This is a genomic window from Methyloversatilis discipulorum (genome assembly GCF_000385375.1).
In the GTDB taxonomy this organism is placed as follows: Bacteria; Pseudomonadota; Gammaproteobacteria; order Burkholderiales; family Rhodocyclaceae; genus Methyloversatilis; species Methyloversatilis discipulorum_A.
Map to the genome: position 1 here is coordinate 1,696,230 of NZ_ARVV01000001.1, position 16,540 is coordinate 1,712,769.

The window sequence follows — 16,540 nt, forward strand, 5'->3', positions numbered from 1 at the left end:
GCCGGAGCAGCCGGGGCAGCGTCAGCCGGAGCGGCCGGGGCAGCAGCCGGAGCGGGTTCGGCGGCCGGAGCCGGAGCTTCTTCCGGCTTCGAGCAAGCGGCCAGGGCAGCGGCGAGGATGGCGGCGAGGAGGAGGGACTTTTGCATTTTGATTTCCTTGGCTGTTGGCTACAACGTGAATTCGGTACAACACCCGATCGAGCTAGCGACCTCGATCAGCCCAAAATAGTAGCACGAGCGTCACGGATCAAGTTGCAGCGCTGGAAACAAGGTTTTACAAGCCAAGCTTTGTTGTGCTTATGCAACATGAACAACTGTCCCAGATCTCGGCGAATCGACCGCTGTAGCCGGCGATCTCGGCAGCATCGGCGCGCACGTGCTTGCCGCGCCAGTGCGCATGATGAGTCCGGATCACCGCGTCAGCCGAGCCGTTCAGCATGAAGGTTTCGCTCAGATGCCGCAGCGTACGCGGCAACTGACGGATGTGCAGACGGTGCGATTGTGCGGCGCACAGCGCCCACAGGCGAGGCATGTGGTGCTGCAGCGGTCCGGCGTCGTGCAGCACGATGCGCACCGCGGCGCGCGGCGACTGTGCCAATGCCCGGGTCAGGGCGTCGACCGCGAGGCGCGAATCGAGTGCGGTGGCGCGCAGATCGGTGTCAAAGATGTCGAGCGATCGATCGATTTGCGCGATCAATGCGCCGATCGCCGCCTGATAGCCGGCGCGATCGTCGAAACGGAAGACACCCGTTGCCTCAGTCAATGGCGGCTCCGGTGTGCAGGAAGCCGTCGCAATACCAGTCGTAGAGCAGGTCAAGCGTGCCTTCGTGGTCGGCGATTCGGGCGACGCTGCGGGCGCTCGCCAGCTCGCGCAGGGTGTCGGTGCTGCCCGCCGGCAGTTCCACCGGTTCGCCGTTGATCCAGAACTGGCGGCCACTGCGCAGCAGCAGCGTCCGGCCGTCCAGTCGCACGCCGTGCTTCGACACCTGCTGCGCAAAACGCTTCGGTGACAGCGGGTCGTCCGGCGGATCAAAGAACACGTGCGGCTTCGGTTCGCTCAGATAGCCGCCAAGGAAGGCCTCGACGTCCTTGCGCGACCATTTGATGGTGTTCAGCACCGCCTCGACCCTGTCTATCATCGCCGCCGGCAGCTGGGCCGGATCGGCCTGCAGTGCGAGGTCGGGGTCGGCATACATGCCGGGCATGCAGATCTCGTCGCGCAGGTAGTCGAGGAAGCCGGTCGCCAGTTCCTGCATCGACGGCGTGCGGAAGCCGATCGAGTAGGTGGTGCATTCGCCCTCGGCAATGCCGTTGTGCGCGCACTTGGGCGGCAGGTAGAGCATGTCGCCCGGTTCCAGCACCCATTCGTGTTCCGGCACGAAGTTCTTCAGGATGCGCAGCGGTGCGTCCTCGATCAGCGTCAGGTCGGTCTGTTCGCTGATTTGCCAGCGGCGGCGGCCGGTGCCCTGCAGCAGGAAGACGTCGTAGGAATCGAAGTGCGGACCGACGCCGCCGCCGTCGGTGGCGTAACTCACCATCACGTCGTCCAGCCGGGCATAGGGCACGAAGCTGAAACGGCGCATCAGTGCGTCGGCTTCCGGCAGCAGCATGTTCAGGCCCTGCACCAGCACGGTCCACGGCTTTGTTCTCGGGCGTCGGATCAGCGAGGCCGGCAGCGGGCCGCGCTCCATTTCCCAGTTGCGGCCGTCGTGCGCGATGAAACGCGATTCGACGTCTTCGTCGCGCGCGAGATCGAGCAATTGTTCGCGCGGCAGCAGGCCGTTGAAGCCGGGAATGGCGCCGCGGATGAGCAGCGGTTTCTTCTGCCAGTAGTCGCGCAGGAAGGTACGCGGGCTCAGCCCGCCGAGCAGTGTCTTGTCCATGGGTGCGGATTATCCGCGATGGCGCGGCCGCGGCGCACGCAGCAGGTAAAATCGCGCCCTTTCGCTCTCGCAGGACACGTCATGCCCGTCGCCCGCATCGAATCGCTGGACCACGAAGGTCGCGGCGTCACCCATTACGAAGGCAAGGTCATCTTCGTCGATGGCGCCTTGCCGGGCGAAACCATCGATTTCTCTCCCTACCGCAAGAAGGCGTCCTACGAACTTGCGCAGATCAGCCGCATCGTGAAACCGAGTGCGCAGCGCGTGACGCCGCGCTGCCGTCATTTCGGCAATTGCGGCGGCTGCAGCATGCAGCATCTCGATGTCGCCGCGCAGGCGTCCGCCAAGCAGCGTGTGCTCGAGGACGCGCTGTGGCACGTCGGCCGGGTGAAGCCCGAAACCGTGTTCGCGCCGCTGGTCGGGCCGGGCTGGGGCTATCGTTACCGCGCGCGGCTGTCGGTGCGCTACGTGCCACGCAAGGGCGGCGTGCTGGTGGGCTTCCGCGAGAAGAAATCCAGCTACGTGGCCGACATGGATTCCTGTGAGGTGCTGCCGCCGCACGTGTCGGCCCTGCTGCTGCCATTGCGTGCGCTGATCGATGGTTTCTCGCTGCGCGACCGCCTGCCACAGATCGAGATCGCCATCGGCGGCGAGCGCGAGGAACAGATGACGGTGCTGGTGTTCCGCATCCTCGAGAAGATGACCGCCGACGACGAGGCTGCACTGCGCGCCTTTGCCGACGCGCACCGGCTGCACATCTACGTGCAGCCGGGCGGCCCGGACACGGTGCTGCCGTTCTGGCCGATTCCGATGCCCGAACTGGCCTACTCGCTGCCGGATTTCGGCGTGAAGCTGGCGTTCGCGCCGACCGAATTCACGCAAGTGAACCACGGCATCAACCGCTCGTTGCTGCGGCGTGCGATGTCGCTGCTGGCGCCGCAAAAGGGCGAGCGCATCGCCGACATGTTCTGTGGTCTCGGCAATTTCTCGCTGCCGATCGCCTCGCTGGGCGCCGACGTGGTCGGCATCGAAGGTGCCGATGCGCTGGTCAAGCGCGCAGCGTGCAACGCCGCGGCCAACGGGCTGGCCGAGCGGTCGAGCTTCGCGGTCGCCAATCTGTTCGAAATCACGCCGGAGTCCTACGCCGCGCTCGGCCGCTTCGACAAGATGCTGATCGATCCGCCGCGCGAGGGCGCGATGGAACTGGTGAAGTCGCTGCCGCACTCGGCCGACGAGGCCGCGCCGTCGCGCATCGTCTACGTGTCGTGCAACCCGGCCACGCTGGCGCGCGACCTCGAAGTGCTCATCGTGCAGAAGGGTTACCGCCTGCGCGGCGCTGGCATCGCCAACATGTTTCCGCAGACCTCGCACGTCGAGTCGATCGCGCTGATCGAACGCGCCTGACTCCGCCGCCGCCTGGCACGCCGCAAACAAAAAGGCCCCGCAGGGCTCGCGCCCGCGGGGCCTTGCTGCCGGAACGTGCTGCGCTTACTCGCGCTGGCCGGTCAGCGCCATCAGCAGGTTCAGCAGGCTGACGAACATGTTGTACAGGTTCAGATACACCGACAGCGACGCCGACACGTAGTTGGTCTCACCGCCGCGCACGATGCGCTGGATGTCGTACAGCATCCAGGCGGCCGAGATCAGCACGATGGCGGCGGAGATCGCCAGGTGCAGGCCCGGCATCTGCAGGAAGATGTTGGCGACGATGGCCAGCAGGATGACGATCATGCCGATCATCAGGAAGCTGCCCATGTTCGAGAAGTCGCGCTTGGTCGTCGCGGCGACCGACGACAGCACCAGGAAGGTGACCGCGGTACCGCCGGCCGCCATCGCGATGATGGAGCCGCCATTGGAGAAGCCCAGCGCCACCTGCAGGATGCGGCTCAGCATCAGCCCCATGAAGAAGGTGAAACCGAGCAGCAGGGCGACGCCGAGGCCGCTGTTCTTGTTCTTCTCGATCGCCCACATGAAGCCCCAGGCGATGCCGAGGAAGAGTACGAAGGAAATGAGCGGGCTGCCGGAGAAGAAGCTGAAGCGCATCTGTATGCCAACCAGGGCGCCAAGCAGCGTCGGCACCATCGACACCGCCAGCATCATGTAGGTGTTGCGCAGCACGCGGTTCTGGCCGGCGGACAGCGAACCGGTGGTCTGCATGCTCTGGAATTGCGGTTGCATCAAGGTCTCCCGAAGGATGATTAGTGTTCTAAAGACTATCGCACAGGGTGCGAAGTTTCAACGCCGCTCATCATGCTAGACTGCGCGCCTCATCCGTAACCCTTGTCTGGCGCCATTGTGCGCATGACAGGCGGCATCCAGGAAGCGTGGCAGAGTGGTTGAATGCACCGGTCTTGAAAACCGGCAACGTCGCAAGGCGTTCGTGAGTTCGAATCTCACCGCTTCCGCCAGCACCATAGAAAACGGCGCCATCGGCGCCGTTTTTGTTTCATTCCTCGTCAGCGTTTCCCGCTGCCGCCGAGCAGTGCGGCGACCTGACGCTTGCCGCTGCGCTTGGCTGGCGTCGGTGCCGATGTGCCGTCGCCACCGTCAGCGGGGGCGTCAGGCGTCGACGATTCGTAGGGCTTGCTGAAGTCGAAGCCGTCGGCAGCGACCGTCGATGCACTGGCGCGGGGCGCACGCGGGGTGCGTGGCGCGTCGCTGGCTGACGGGCGGCTGCGGCGTTCGCCGCGTTCGCTGCGCGCTGCACGCTCCGGACGCTCTGAACGCGTTTCGCGTGCTCGCGCACGCGCCGGGTCGAAACCTTCGGGCACGACGATCTCGATCGGCTTGCGGATCAGCTTTTCGATGTCTGCAACGCGCCCTTTCTCTTCCGGAGCGGCCAGCGAGATGGCTTCACCGGAGCGGCCGGCACGGCCAGTACGGCCGATGCGGTGCACGTAGTCTTCGGCGTTGTGCGGCAGTTCGAAGTTGATCACGAAGGGCAGGTCTTCGATGTCGAGACCGCGGGCGGCGACGTCGGTCGCCACCAGCACGCGCACGCTGCCGTTCTTGAACGCTTCCAGTGCTTCGGTGCGTTGCTGCTGGCTCTTGTCGCCATGGATGGCGTCGGCGGCCACGCCCTGGCGTACCAGGTGGTGGGCGAGCCGGCTGGCGCCGAACTTGGTGTTCACGAACACCAGCGCCTGGCGGTCAGCGTAGCTGTCCTGCGTCAGCAGATGGGTCAGCAGCGCGCGCTTGTCGTCGGTGCCGCAGGCGTGCACGCGGTGGGTGATGGTTTCCGCGGTGGCGTTGCGGCGTGCGACCTCGATCAGCTGCGGGTCGCGCAGCATGGCCTGGGCGAGTTTCTTGATCTCTTCCGAGAAGGTGGCCGAGAACAGCAGGCTCTGGCGTTGCGCCGGCAGCAGCGCGAGGATGCGCTTGATGTCCGGGATGAAGCCCATGTCCAGCATGCGGTCAGCTTCGTCCAGCACCAGCATCTGCACCTGGCTCAGGCTGATGGTCTTGCCTTCGACGTGGTCGAGCAGGCGGCCCGGCGTGGCGACGACGATCTCACGGCCCTGGCGCAGTTCGGCGACTTGCGCCTTCATGTCCACGCCGCCGTAGATGCAGACCGAGCGCAGCGGCAGGTGCTTCGAATAGGTCTTGACGCTCTCGTGCACCTGCATCGCCAGTTCGCGCGTCGGGCAAACGATGAGTGCGCGCACCGGGTGGCGGGCGGGCGAGGGCGAGCTGCTGGCGTGCGGCGCGAGGCGCTGCAGCAGCGGCAGCGTGAAGCTGGCGGTCTTGCCGGTACCGGTCTGGGCGCCGCCCATCACGTCACGGCCGGCGAGCACGATGGGTATGGCCTGCGCCTGGATGGGGGTGGGCGTGGTGTAGCCGGTATCGGCCACGGCACGCAGCAGTTCGGGAATCAACCCGAGTTCTTCAAACGACATGGATGCGAAGCTCTCTTGTGCAGAAGCGCGCGCCGGGCACATTGCCGCGGTACGTGTTGCTTCTGTGGACTTCCGCCTGGCATGCCGGTTCAGGCTGGGGAAATCGGTTCCGGAAAACCCGGCGCGAGGCGCGCGGCGAGGGTGCCTGCGCGAATGTCGTGCCCGGGGGCGCAGGCGCCAGGGCGGGGGAAGTGGGGATCGGCCGTGGATTCATGGCCGGATCGGAAACTCCGGGCCGCGCCATAACCGGCGAGGCGACTGCGCGCGCATTATCGCACAGCCGGGGCGGGCGCTTGTGGCTGATCTTGCGGCGGGGCGGCTGCCCGGCCGCAGAGCGGCTCAGCGCTTGCGCTTGCGGCCGCCGCCTGCCTTGCCCGGCACGCCGAGGTAGCAGGTCACTTCCTCGCGGTCGTGGTAGAGCTGGCGGCAGCGCAGTTCGTGCTTCTTGTCGACCGAGGCCAGCGCTTCGCCGATCAGGTCGGTACAGAGCTGCAACTCGTCATAGCGCCGCTTCATCGGCAGCTTGAGGTTGAAAATGGCGTGCTGGCACAGGCCCTGGGCAATCCAGCGCGCCACCAGCGCAGCGACGCGGCGCGGCTGTTCGACCATGTCGCAGACCAGCCAGTCGACCGGCTTGCGCGGCACGAAGCGGAAGCCGTCTTCGCGTTTGTGGATCACCAAGCCCGATTCCAGCAGTTCCGGATTCATGCGGCCGTTGTCGACAGCGGTCACGTGGATGTGGCGCGACACCAGCTGCCAGGTCCAGCCGCCGGGGGCCGCACCGAGGTCGACGGCGGTCATGCCCGGTTTGAGCAGGCGCTCCTGTTCGTCCTCGCTGAGCAGGGTGTGGAAGGCTTCGGCCAGCTTCAGCGTCGAGCGCGACGGCGCTTCGCGCGGCATGCGCAGGCGCGGGATGCCGTTCAGCCATTCGCTGCGGCGATTCGGCCAGCTCAGCGCGACGGTGGCCCGGTCGGCCGCGGTGAACAGCACGTGCAGGCGCGGCGCCGACGGATCGTCGGTGAAGGCGCCCGCCTGTTCCAGCGCCTCGCCCATGTGCGGCTCCAGCTTCTTGGTCATCGACGACAGCGACTTCGCGCCGTCGGTGTCCGGCGTTTCGATCAGGAAGTCGCTGTAGCCGTCGCACAGCGCGCGCGCCGCCTCGACGACCGGCGTCACGCGGTCGCCCGGGCTCATGCCCTCGACCGTGCGGCCGGACCACAGCAGCTGGCGGGCAAAACAGAGATCCTGCCAGCGCAGCACGCGGGTCAGCGCCCACAGCGCGCCGCCTTCGGCACGCGCTTCGACCCAGCCACTGTTGGCTTCTGCCTGCACCTCGACCAGATGGCCGGCCTCGCCGCAGCGGTCGGCGATTTCCTGTGCGCATTCGCGCTCGAAGCCGGGGCGGCAGTACAGCAGCAGGCCGTGAAGATTAGTTTTCAAGGTATTTCCGATCAGCGGGAATCGACGCCGCGGGCCGTGGTCTGTGGTACATGTCTGGCCTTCGCCGGACGACACAGCGTTTCACGACACGCAACGAAATGAATAGCAAGGATATCGCGCGACGCCAGCTCGGGCGCTCCGCGCTCAGGGTGCCGGCCGTCGGCCTGGGCACCATGACCTTCGGCCAGCAGGTCGACGAACGCAGCGCACACGCGCTGATGGACGAAGCCTTCGAAGCGGGCATCGATCTGCTCGACGCGGCCGAAATGTACCCGGTCCCGGCGCGCGCCGAAACCTCCGGCGCCACCGAACGCATCGTCGGCAGCTGGCTGGCGAAGAAGCCGCGTGACAAGGTGATCATCGCCACCAAGGTGGCCGGACCTGCGCGCGGCATGCCGTGGATACGCGGCGGTCCGCTGGCGCTGGACGCGGCGAACATCCGCGAGGCGGTGGAAGGATCGTTGCGCCGGCTGGGCACCGACTACATCGACCTCTATCAGATCCACTGGCCGGCGCGCAACGTGCCGATGTTCGGCCAGTACGAGTACGACCCGTCGGCCGAGCGCGAGGCGTCGCCCCTGCGCAGCCAGCTGGAAGCGCTGGCTGCGCTGATCGACGAAGGCAAGGTGCGCCACGTCGGCGTGTCGAACGAAACCCCGTGGGGCCTGATGAGCTGCCTGCGGCTGGCCGACGAAGGCCTGCCACGCGTGGTCAGCATCCAGAACGCCTACCACCTGATGAACCGCACCTTCGACATGGGTCTGTCCGAAGTGTGCGAGCGCGAACAGGTGTCGTTGCTGGCCTATTCGCCGCTCGGCTTCGGTCATCTCAGCGGCAAGTACATCGATGACGCCGACGCCGCCGGGCGCATCACCGCCTTTCCGCAGTTCGGTCAGCGCTACTTCAAGGAGAATGTTGCGCCGGCTTCACGTGCGTACGCCGAACTGGCGCGCGCGCACGGTCTGACACCGGCGCAGCTCGCGCTGGCCTTCTGCTACCGCCGGCGCACCGTCGCCTGCACGTTGATCGGCGTGACGTCGGCGACGCAGTTGCGCGAAAATATAGGTGCGTGGACAGTGGCGCTGACCGATGACGTCATCGCCGCCATCGACGCCATTCATCTTCGCTACACCAACCCGGCACCCTGACCGGGCCCAGCAGCCGTGTCGCACGGCTGCGAACAGGAGAACAACTGATGCTCAAGAAGTCGTTTGCCGCGCTGCTCGCGGCCAGCGTCGTGTCGTGGCCACTGGCGGCCGCGGCAGCTACCGAAGTGAAGAAGCCGGCGGCCAAGTCGACCAAGTCGGCGACCAAGCCCGCCGCCAAGTCGACGGCAAAATCGGCCGCGAAGCCGGCAGCGCCGCAGGAACCGGCCGAGATCGAACTGGCGCACGGACTGGACGAAGCCGGCGCCTCCGCGCTGCAGACGCTGGTCGATGAATTCAACGCCAGTGGCAAGGGCAAGCAGAAGATTGTGCTGGCGCCGCTGGGCGGCACCGGCGAGAAGCCGCCAGCGATGCAGGTACTCGACGATGAGGCGCGCCAGCTCTTCCTCGAAGGCAAGCCGCGCTATACGCCGCTGCACGAGGTGATGACCAAGGCGAAGGAGAAGTTCGCCGCCGTGCCGATTCCGGCGCCGATGCCGCCTTACCTCGCCGGCACCAAGGGCCGTCTGAATGCACTGCCTATCGGTCTCACCACGCCGGTCATGTTCTACAACAAGGACGCCTTCGCCCGCGTCGGCCTCGACCCGGCCGCGCCGCCGGACCACTGGTTCACGCTGCAGGCCGCACTCGGCCAGCTGCGCGATGGCGGTTACGCCTGCCCCTACACCAGCGCACGGCCGACGCAGATCCACGTCGACAACATCAGCGCCTGGCACAACGAGCCCTTTGCCCGCAAGAACGGCAAGAAGGGCGAAGCGCTGGCGATCAACGGCCTGGTGCAGGTGAAGCATCTGGCGCTGATGTCGTCCTGGTACAAGAGCCGCTACCTGCACATCTTTGGCCGTGGCGACGAGGCGGTGCCGATGTTCTCCGGCGGCCAGTGCCAGGTGCTCACCGCGCGCTCGTCGGCCTGGCCGCAGATCAAGCGCGACGCCAAGTTCGAGGTCGGTGTCGCTGCGCTGCCCTACCACGACGACATCCGTCAGGCGCCGCGTCACACGCTGGCCGACGGCGCCAGCCTGTGGGTGAGCGCCGGCCGCAGCGCCAGCGAGACGCAGACCATCGCGCGCTTCGTCACCTTCGTGCTCGACCCGGACCGTCAGGCCCAGTGGGCGCGCGCCACCGGCTTCATTCCGCTGAACCGTGCCGGCATGGTGGCGATCAGCCCGGTCGACGCGCCGACGATAGACGGCGTTGCGCGCGTGGCACTGCGCCAGCTCGCCAGCAAGCCGGGCACCGCCGAGTCGCACCAGAGTCCGGTGGCCGACAACCCGAAGGTGCGCGCCGTGCTCGACGAGGAACTGGAAGAGCTGTGGGCCGACCGCAAGCCGGCCAAGGCCGTTCTCGATACCGCAGTGCAGAGGGTGGGCCCATGTGCGGCAGCGACCAGCTTGTCCTGCTGATCCGCGCAGCGCGCGAGGACGCGTCGGTGCGCGAGCCGCTGCTCAAGCTGCTCGCGCTGGATGACGCCGCCCGCGTGCGGGCGATCGAGAAGTGGGTGAAGGAGGGCGTGGCCGCCGGGCAGTCGATCGAACTGCTGTCGGCCATCGCCTGGCTGACCGACGACGACGTGGCGCGCGAGGCGCGCGACGTACTGGCGCAGTCGTGAGCGCCTGGCCCCGGCCGCTGTGGATCGCCCACCGCGGCGGCGGGGCCGCCGCACCCGAGAATACGCTGGCCGCCATCCGCGCCGGCGCGGCGGCGGGCTTCCGCATGGTCGAGTTCGACGTGATGCTCAGCCGCGACGGCGTGCCGCTGCTGATCCACGACGAGACGCTTGAGCGGACGACCGATGGCCACGGTCTGGTGTGCGAGCACGATTTTGCAGCGCTGCAGCGACTCGATGCGGGCCGCTGGCATGGTCCCGCCTTCGCCGGCGAACGCCTGCCCGCACTCGAACAGGCACTCGACCTGTTGCTGGCGCTGGATCTGGACGCCAATATCGAAATCAAGCCTGCCCGTGGTTTCGAGCAGGCGACCGGCGAAACGGCAGCGCGACTGATCGCAGCGCGCTGGCCCGCAGACCGCCGTCCACCCCTGCTGTCCTCCTTCGACTTTCCGGCGCTCGACGCCGCCCGTCGCGTCGCACCGCAGTTGCCGCGCGGCCTGCTGTTCGAGGAAGTGCCCGCGGACTGGCGTGCGCCGATGCAGGCGCACGAGGCGGTGTCGCTGCACTGCGACCACAGCCGGCTGAGCCCAGAGCGCATGCGCGACATCGTGTCGGCCGGTGTGCCCTTGCTCTGCTACACCGTCAATGACGCCGCACGTGCGGCGGCGCTGGTTGCGGCCGGCGTCAGCGGGCTGTTTACCGACCGCCTCGATCTGCTGACCTGACGCTTACAGCGGCGGCATGCGCGTGACAGCGTGCTGCTTGAAGATGCGGTCCAGCGTGCCGTCGCGCTCCATGTCCGCGAGCGCCGACTGCAGCGCCTGCGCGAGCGCCTCGTCACTGGCGCCGACCGCCAGCCCGAGCGCCCATCCGGCCTGCGGCAGGCCGGGCAGCGCCGGCGGCATGCTCATCGTGAAGCGCTTGCCGGTCGCAGCCATCATCGGCTCGATCTGGCTGCGCATGCCGAGAAAGCCGGCGATGCGCCCTTCTTCCAGCGCACGGCGCGCGTCGTCCATCGAGTGGAAATGCTGCACCTGACTGCGCAGCCGCCCGCCATCCGACGACAGCAGCGCCATCGACATGATGGATTCGCTCTCGGCCCCCAGTGCCTGTCCGTCGATGTCGGCCACCTTGTCGAGCTTGGGCAGCAGCTCTGTCGAGCGGATGGCCGCCAGGGTTTCGCGGTGATAGGCGCCGAAGATCTTCACCTGCGGATTGCGTGCACTCATCGTTGCATCGACCGGCACGTGCATCATCACGTCGGACACGCCAGGACCGAGGACGGTGCCTTTCCAGACGATGTTGCGCAGGTCGTCGTTCATGTTCTCGTCAGCGTCGTAGCTGCGCACGTCAGGCTTCACGCCCAGCCGCTCGGCCAATGCGCGGCCGAGGTCGACGTCGATGCCGCGGCCGGCGTCGGCGTAGGGCGAGAAATCCTTGTAGACGCCGATGCGCAATGTGCCGCTTGAGCGGACTTCAGCGAGGTCGCGCGCCTCGGCGCTAGCGCTGGTGAAGGCGCAGGCGGCGACGATCAGGGCGGTGGCGAGGGGCAGGGCAGACATCGGCAGACTCCAGTGGTGAGGTAGCGCGAGCTTATGGGCCCGCCCGCCCGCCGGCACCGGCGTTCTGCAGTGCGCCAGCCAGTCAATTTGCCCGCAGTGCGTTCGGAGCGTCCGGCCTATCATTGCCGTCGCTGCCGCCCTGTGCGCCGACAGCGTGCCCCGGTCACCCTCTCGATTGTCCCTGCCGATGAAACGCGTCGACCTCAAGCGCATCCTGCTGATGCGCATCACGCTGTTCGCGCTCGTGCTGCTGTTCTGCGCCATCGCGGTCACGCTGAAACAGACCCGAGATCGCCTGCATGCGGATATCCCGCGTACCGGCGGCACGATGAAGCAGCTGATCGAAACCGAGATCGCGCGCGCGACGCCGCCCTTCGTGCGCGATCTGCACGGCATCGAACTGACAGGGCTGGAAGGCATAGGCCGGCTCGTGCACTTCTGTGCTGCGGTGACCGATATCTACAGCCGGCCGGTGGTGCAGCGCTGCTTTGGCGACGCCGAGGCGCCGCGCTGGCTGCCGGCCTCGCTGATGCGCAGCGTGGTCGGCGAGGAGGCGCGCTATATCGGCCCGGTCGGCAAGTATCCGGGCATCAAGGTGGGTGAGCTGACGGTGACGCCGAATTTCGCCAGCGTCGCCCAGTCCGTGTGGTCGGACATCCGCAACCTGCTGATCATCACCGCCGGTGTGCTGCTGCTCAACGTGCTGGTCTATCTGCCGGTGCGTCGCGTGCTGCGGCCGACCGACGACATCCTGCGCGGACTCGGGCGGATGGAGGCGGGCGACCTGTCGGTGCGGTTGCCGTCCTTCGAGCTGATCGAACTGCAGCGCATCAGCGATGTGTTCAACCACCTCGCCGAGCGGCTGGAGAACACGATGGGCGAACAGCGCGAACTGGCGCGCCGGCTGCTCGAAGTGCGCGAGGAGGAGCGGCGCCGGCTGGCGCGCGAACTGCACGACGAGCTGGGGCAGTGCCTCACCTCGATACAGGCCGAAGCCGCCTATGCGCGCGAACTGGCGCACGACCAGCTTCCGGCGCTGACGCCCAGCGCCGAGGCCATCTCGCGCATCACCGCGCACATGATGGAGGTGCTGCAGCTCATCCTGCGCGAACTGCGGCCGGTCGGGCTGGAGGCCTTCGGCCTGGCGGCCAGCCTGGAACAGCTGGTCGACAGCCGCAACCGCAGCAGCCACGGCCGCTGCCTGCACACGCTGAAAATCGACGGCGACGTCGGCGGTCTGGCCGACAATCTGAACGTGAGCCTCTACCGCATCGTCCAGGAAAGCCTGACCAACGCGCAGAAGCACGCCGACGCGCGCCACATCGCGGTGACGCTGCGCTGCGACGGCAACGAACTGCGGCTGTATGTCGACGACGACGGCCGCTCTGAACCCGGTTCGACCTTCGATGGCGGGCTCGGCGTACTCGGCATGCGCGAGCGCGTGCAGGCGCTGGGCGGACGGCTGACGCTGACGCTGCGCGACGAGGGCGGGCTGCGCGTCGAAGTCGTGGTGCCGGCCGATGCCGGGCGGCCGAGTCCGGCCGCGAACGTACAGGAGATGCACGCATGATCCGTCTGTTGCTGGTCGATGACCACGCCGTGGTGCGCGAGGGTTACCGGCGCCTGCTCGAACGTCGGGCCGACCTGCGCATCGAGGCCGAGGCGGCCAGCGCGAACGAGGCGCTGACCGCCTTCCGCGCGGTGCAGCCCGATGTCGTCGTTCTCGATCTGGGCCTGCCCGACATGGGCGGCGTCGAACTGGTGCGCCGGCTCGTGCAGCGCGACGCGCGTGCGCGCATCCTGGTGTTCAGCATGCACCGCGATCCACTGTTCGCCTCGCAGGCGCTGCGCGCCGGTGCACTCGGCTACGTTACCAAGAGCTGCGCGCCCGACGTGCTGATCGATGCTGTCTATCAGGTCGCGGCGCGCCGCCGTGTGCTCAGCCCGGACATCGCGCCGGAACTGGCGCTGGCATTGCTGAACGATGCCGACAATCCGCTCGACGCGCTGTCGCCGCGCGAATTCGAGGTGCTGCGCATGCTGCTCGACGGGCGTTCGGCCGACGAGATCGGCCAGGCACTGCACATCAGCCCGAAAACCGCGCAGAACACGCACTACCAGATCAAGGCCAAGCTCGGCACCCGCACCGACATCGACCTAGTGCGGCTGGCGATGAAGTGGGGCCTGGTCGCGAACGAAGGGCAGACCGACGCGTAAGTGCGGGTCAGGCGGTGGCGTGCGCGTAGCTGAGCGTGGCGGCGATCGCGGCCTGCCAGCGCGGCGCCAGGCGGGCGTGAAGATCATGCTGTTGCGCGTCGAAGGCGCGGCCGTCGCCCTCTGGTAACGACATGTCGACACCGCAACCGCGCGCCGCCAGCAGCGCGGCGCCGAGCGCCGTCGTTTCCTGGGTCGGTGCCACGCGCACCGTGCAGCCGAGCAGGTCGGCCTGCATCTGCATCAGCAATGCGTTGGCGGTGCCGCCGCCATCGACCCGCAGTTCGCGCAGCGCTGCGCCGGCGTCGGCTTCCATCGCCCGCATCACGTCCAGCGTCTGCAGCGCGATCGATTCGAGCGCGGCGCGCGCGATGTGCCCCCGCGTCGTGCCGCGGCTGAGGCCGAACATCGTGCCGCGCGCAGCGGCCGACCAGTGCGGTGCGCCCAGCCCGGTGAAGGCCGGCACCACGGTGACGCCACCGCTGTCCGGAACGCTGGCCGCCAGCGCCTCGACGTCGCACGAGCGCGCAATCAGGCCGAGCCCGTCACGCAGCCACTGCACCAGCGCGCCGGTCACGAACACGCTGCCTTCGAGCGCGTACTCGATGCCGTCGGCGGTCTGCGCGGCGCAGGTGGTCAGCAGGCCGTGCCGCGACACGATGGCGTGGCGGCCCGTATGCATCAGCATGAAACAGCCGGTGCCGTAGGTGTTCTTGGCGAGGCCGGGCGTGCTGCAGCCCTGGCCGTACAGCGCCGCCTGCTGGTCGCCGGCGATGCCGCTCACCGGCAGCGCGCGGCCGAACAGCGTGGGCTCGGTTTCGGCCAGCATGCCGCTGGACGGCACGATCTCCGGCAGCAGTGCGCGCGGCACGCGGAACAGCGTCAGCAGGTCGTCGTCCCAGCGGCCGCTGCGGATGTCCAGCAACTGTGTGCGGCTGGCGTTGGTGAGGTCGGTCAGATGACGGCGGCCGGCGGTGAGCTGCCACGCCAGCCAGCTGTCCATCGTGCCGCAGGCCAGTTCGCCGCGTTCCGCCCGTTCGCGCGCGCCCGGTACGTGGTCGAGCAGCCAGGCGATCTTGCTGGCCGAGAAATAGGGGTCGAGCACCAGACCGGTCCGATAGCGCACGAAGTCCTCGTGGCCGTCGGCGCGCAGGCGGTCACAGATATCAGCGGTGCGGCGGTCCTGCCAGACGATGGCCGGCGCCAGCGGGGTGCCGGTCGCGCGCTCCCACAGCAGCACGGTTTCGCGCTGGTTGGTGATGCCGATGGCGGCGATTCCGTCGGCCTTCACCGCCGCGCGCAGCAGGGCTTCGTGCGCGCAGGCCAGCGTGTCGGTCCAGATGCGCAGCGCGTCGTGCTCGACCCAGCCCGGCTGCGGATAGCTCTGCGGCAGTTCGCGCTGCGCCATCGCGACCACGCGGCCGGCGGCGTCGAACACCAGGGCGCGCGAACTGGTCGTACCCTGGTCGAGCGCAAGGATGAAGCGCGGTTCAGTGACAATGTCCGGCGAGGCGGTCACGGCAGAAATCCTCCATCCGTGGGGGGATGTGACGGGGGGCGGCGGTGTGCGTGCTGACGACAGCCTCCGACGATACCGGCCCGGCCCGCGCTTGCAAACGTCCGCGTCGCCCCGATATGCAGTGTCATGCCGTCATGCCGCCCCGGCAGGTCGCCGCGCGCCATTCCCATTCTCGTCGCACCATATTCAAGCTGGAGTTCCGATGTCCGAACCGTTCAACATTCCGCTGTCCATGCTCGACCTGGTGCCGGTCCGCCACGGCGGCAGCGTGGCCGATGCGCTGCAGGAATCCGTCGCACTGGCGCGCCACGTCGAGCAACTCGGCTTCCGGCGATACTGGCTGGCCGAGCACCACAATATGGACGGCATCGCCAGCGCAGCGACCGCGGTGCTGATCGGTCATGTCGCGGGCCAGACCTCGCGCATCCGTGTCGGCTCGGGCGGCGTCATGCTGCCCAACCACGCGCCGCTGGTGGTGGCGGAAAACTTCGGCACGCTGGCGACGCTGTACCCGGGGCGCATCGACCTGGGGCTCGGCCGTGCACCGGGTGCCGACCGCGCGACCATGCGCGCACTGCGCCGCGATCTGTCGGGCAACGGCGACGATTTCCCGGAACAGGTGGCGGAACTGCGGGCCCTGCTGGCACCGGCGCAGCCCGGTCAGGCGGTGCGCGCGATGCCGGGCGAAGGCACCGAAGTGCCGGTGTGGCTGCTCGGGTCCAGCCTGTTCAGTGCCCAGCTGGCGGCCCAGCTGGGCCTGCCCTATGCCTTCGCCGCCCATTTCGCGCCGCGCATGATGCTGGAGGCTGCCCGCCTGTACCGCGGACTGTTCCAACCGTCGGCCGTGCTCGACCGCCCGCATCTGATGCTGGGCGTGCCGGTGGTGGCTGCCGACAGCGACGACGAGGCGCGCTGGCTTGCCACCTCGACGCAGCAGCGCGTGCTGGCGCTGCTGCGTGGCGAGTCGCTGCGACTGCGGCCGCCGGTGGCCGACATGACGCCGCTGTGGGCCGGGCACGAGAAGGCGTCGGTCGATGCTTTCCTCGCCGAAGCGGTGGTCGGCGGTCCGGACACCGTACGCCGGGGGCTCGCATCGCTGGTCGAGCGCACCGGGGCGGACGAGCTGATGGTGGTCACCGACATCCACGATTTCTCGCTGCGCCTGCGTTCCTGCCGCATCGTCGCCGAGGTGGCCGGCGTGAGCGCTGAGCCCGCTGTCGCATGAACGCTGCGGCGGGCCGGCGGCAGCGTG

Annotated in this window: 15 protein-coding genes and 1 tRNA gene; 9 read left to right on the forward strand and 7 right to left on the reverse strand. The window is 68.0% G+C overall.

All coding sequences use genetic code 11. The features are described from left to right. Nucleotides 1-273 precede the first annotated feature (273 nt). Together METRZ18153_RS0108060 and METRZ18153_RS0108065 are read right to left on the reverse strand one after the other, a co-directional pair. Nucleotides 274-762 carry a DUF7931 domain-containing protein gene (locus METRZ18153_RS0108060; protein ID WP_020164247.1) on the reverse strand — a complete coding sequence of 163 codons (489 nt, stop codon included), beginning with the start codon at nucleotides 760-762 and terminating at the stop codon, nucleotides 274-276. Further along, complete coding sequence (locus tag METRZ18153_RS0108065) at nucleotides 755-1,882, reverse strand: cupin domain-containing protein (protein ID WP_020164248.1); 1,128 nt, start codon at nucleotides 1,880-1,882, stop codon at nucleotides 755-757. Before METRZ18153_RS0108065 ends, METRZ18153_RS0108060 begins: the two co-directional genes overlap by 8 nt. A gap of 81 nt (nucleotides 1,883-1,963) precedes the next feature. Between METRZ18153_RS0108065 and rlmD the strand changes: the two genes are divergently transcribed. After that, entirely contained in the window at nucleotides 1,964-3,286 is a 1,323-nt protein-coding gene (gene rlmD, locus METRZ18153_RS0108070) for a 23S rRNA (uracil(1939)-C(5))-methyltransferase RlmD (RefSeq protein WP_020164249.1), read from the forward strand. Between the two features lie 84 nt (nucleotides 3,287-3,370). Here the strand turns inward: rlmD and METRZ18153_RS0108075 are convergent, their stop codons facing one another. Then, the gene (locus METRZ18153_RS0108075; protein ID WP_020164250.1) at nucleotides 3,371-4,060 is read right to left on the reverse strand and encodes a Bax inhibitor-1/YccA family protein; all 690 of its coding nucleotides are present in this window, start codon (nucleotides 4,058-4,060) and stop codon (nucleotides 3,371-3,373) included. 140 nt (nucleotides 4,061-4,200) lie between these two features. Here METRZ18153_RS0108075 and METRZ18153_RS0108080 point away from each other — a divergent pair. Further along, nucleotides 4,201-4,290: transfer RNA gene (locus METRZ18153_RS0108080), tRNA-Ser, on the forward strand. A 48-nt stretch (nucleotides 4,291-4,338) separates the two neighbouring features. Here the strand turns inward: METRZ18153_RS0108080 and METRZ18153_RS0108085 are convergent. Both METRZ18153_RS0108085 and rlmM read right to left on the reverse strand, forming a co-directional pair. Further along, on the reverse strand, nucleotides 4,339-5,778 hold the full coding sequence (locus METRZ18153_RS0108085) for a DEAD/DEAH box helicase (RefSeq protein ID WP_020164251.1): 1,440 nt from the start codon (nucleotides 5,776-5,778) through the stop codon (nucleotides 4,339-4,341). Nucleotides 5,779-6,117: 339 nt separating this feature from the next. Next, entirely contained in the window at nucleotides 6,118-7,218 is a 1,101-nt protein-coding gene (gene rlmM / locus METRZ18153_RS0108090) for a 23S rRNA (cytidine(2498)-2'-O)-methyltransferase RlmM (RefSeq protein WP_020164252.1), read from the reverse strand. A 98-nt stretch (nucleotides 7,219-7,316) separates the two neighbouring features. Here rlmM and METRZ18153_RS0108095 point away from each other — a divergent pair, with 98 nt between their 5' ends. The 4 genes from METRZ18153_RS0108095 to ugpQ are packed head-to-tail and all read left to right on the forward strand — an operon-like array spanning nucleotide 7,317 to nucleotide 10,718. Next, complete coding sequence (locus METRZ18153_RS0108095; RefSeq protein WP_020164253.1) at nucleotides 7,317-8,366, forward strand: aldo/keto reductase; 1,050 nt, start codon at nucleotides 7,317-7,319, stop codon at nucleotides 8,364-8,366. 47 nt (nucleotides 8,367-8,413) lie between these two features. Beyond that, entirely contained in the window at nucleotides 8,414-9,787 is a 1,374-nt protein-coding gene (locus tag METRZ18153_RS0108100; RefSeq protein WP_020164254.1) for an extracellular solute-binding protein, read from the forward strand. Next, complete coding sequence (locus METRZ18153_RS0108105; protein ID WP_020164255.1) at nucleotides 9,757-9,993, forward strand: hypothetical protein; 237 nt, start codon at nucleotides 9,757-9,759, stop codon at nucleotides 9,991-9,993. Before METRZ18153_RS0108100 ends, METRZ18153_RS0108105 begins: the two co-directional genes overlap by 31 nt. Then, nucleotides 9,990-10,718 carry a glycerophosphodiester phosphodiesterase gene (ugpQ, locus tag METRZ18153_RS0108110; protein WP_020164256.1) on the forward strand — a complete coding sequence of 243 codons (729 nt, stop codon included), beginning with the start codon at nucleotides 9,990-9,992 and terminating at the stop codon, nucleotides 10,716-10,718. The genes METRZ18153_RS0108105 and ugpQ overlap by 4 nt, the downstream gene beginning before the upstream one ends. A gap of 3 nt (nucleotides 10,719-10,721) precedes the next feature. On the opposite strand, the gene METRZ18153_RS0108115 is transcribed toward ugpQ, so the two are convergent. Then, the gene (locus METRZ18153_RS0108115; protein WP_020164257.1) at nucleotides 10,722-11,555 is read right to left on the reverse strand and encodes a substrate-binding periplasmic protein; all 834 of its coding nucleotides are present in this window, start codon (nucleotides 11,553-11,555) and stop codon (nucleotides 10,722-10,724) included. 187 nt (nucleotides 11,556-11,742) lie between these two features. Between METRZ18153_RS0108115 and METRZ18153_RS20050 the strand changes: the two genes are divergently transcribed. Together METRZ18153_RS20050 and METRZ18153_RS0108125 are read left to right on the forward strand one after the other, a co-directional pair. Beyond that, nucleotides 11,743-13,125, forward strand: a complete 1,383-nt coding sequence (locus tag METRZ18153_RS20050; RefSeq protein ID WP_020164258.1) for a HAMP domain-containing sensor histidine kinase — start codon at nucleotides 11,743-11,745, stop codon at nucleotides 13,123-13,125. Further along, entirely contained in the window at nucleotides 13,122-13,772 is a 651-nt protein-coding gene (locus METRZ18153_RS0108125; protein ID WP_020164259.1) for a response regulator, read from the forward strand. Before METRZ18153_RS20050 ends, METRZ18153_RS0108125 begins: the two co-directional genes overlap by 4 nt. A gap of 7 nt (nucleotides 13,773-13,779) precedes the next feature. Here METRZ18153_RS0108125 and glpK read toward each other — a convergent pair whose 3' ends face one another. Further along, nucleotides 13,780-15,288: a glycerol kinase GlpK gene (gene glpK, locus METRZ18153_RS0108130; RefSeq protein ID WP_020164260.1), complete on the reverse strand. Its 1,509-nt coding sequence runs from the start codon at nucleotides 15,286-15,288 to the stop codon at nucleotides 13,780-13,782. A 202-nt stretch (nucleotides 15,289-15,490) separates the two neighbouring features. Here glpK and METRZ18153_RS0108135 point away from each other — a divergent pair, with 202 nt between their 5' ends. Then, nucleotides 15,491-16,513 (forward strand): LLM class flavin-dependent oxidoreductase, encoded by a 1,023-nt coding sequence (locus METRZ18153_RS0108135; RefSeq protein ID WP_020164261.1) that lies wholly within the window; start codon nucleotides 15,491-15,493, stop codon nucleotides 16,511-16,513. Nucleotides 16,514-16,540: the final 27 nt, after the last annotated feature.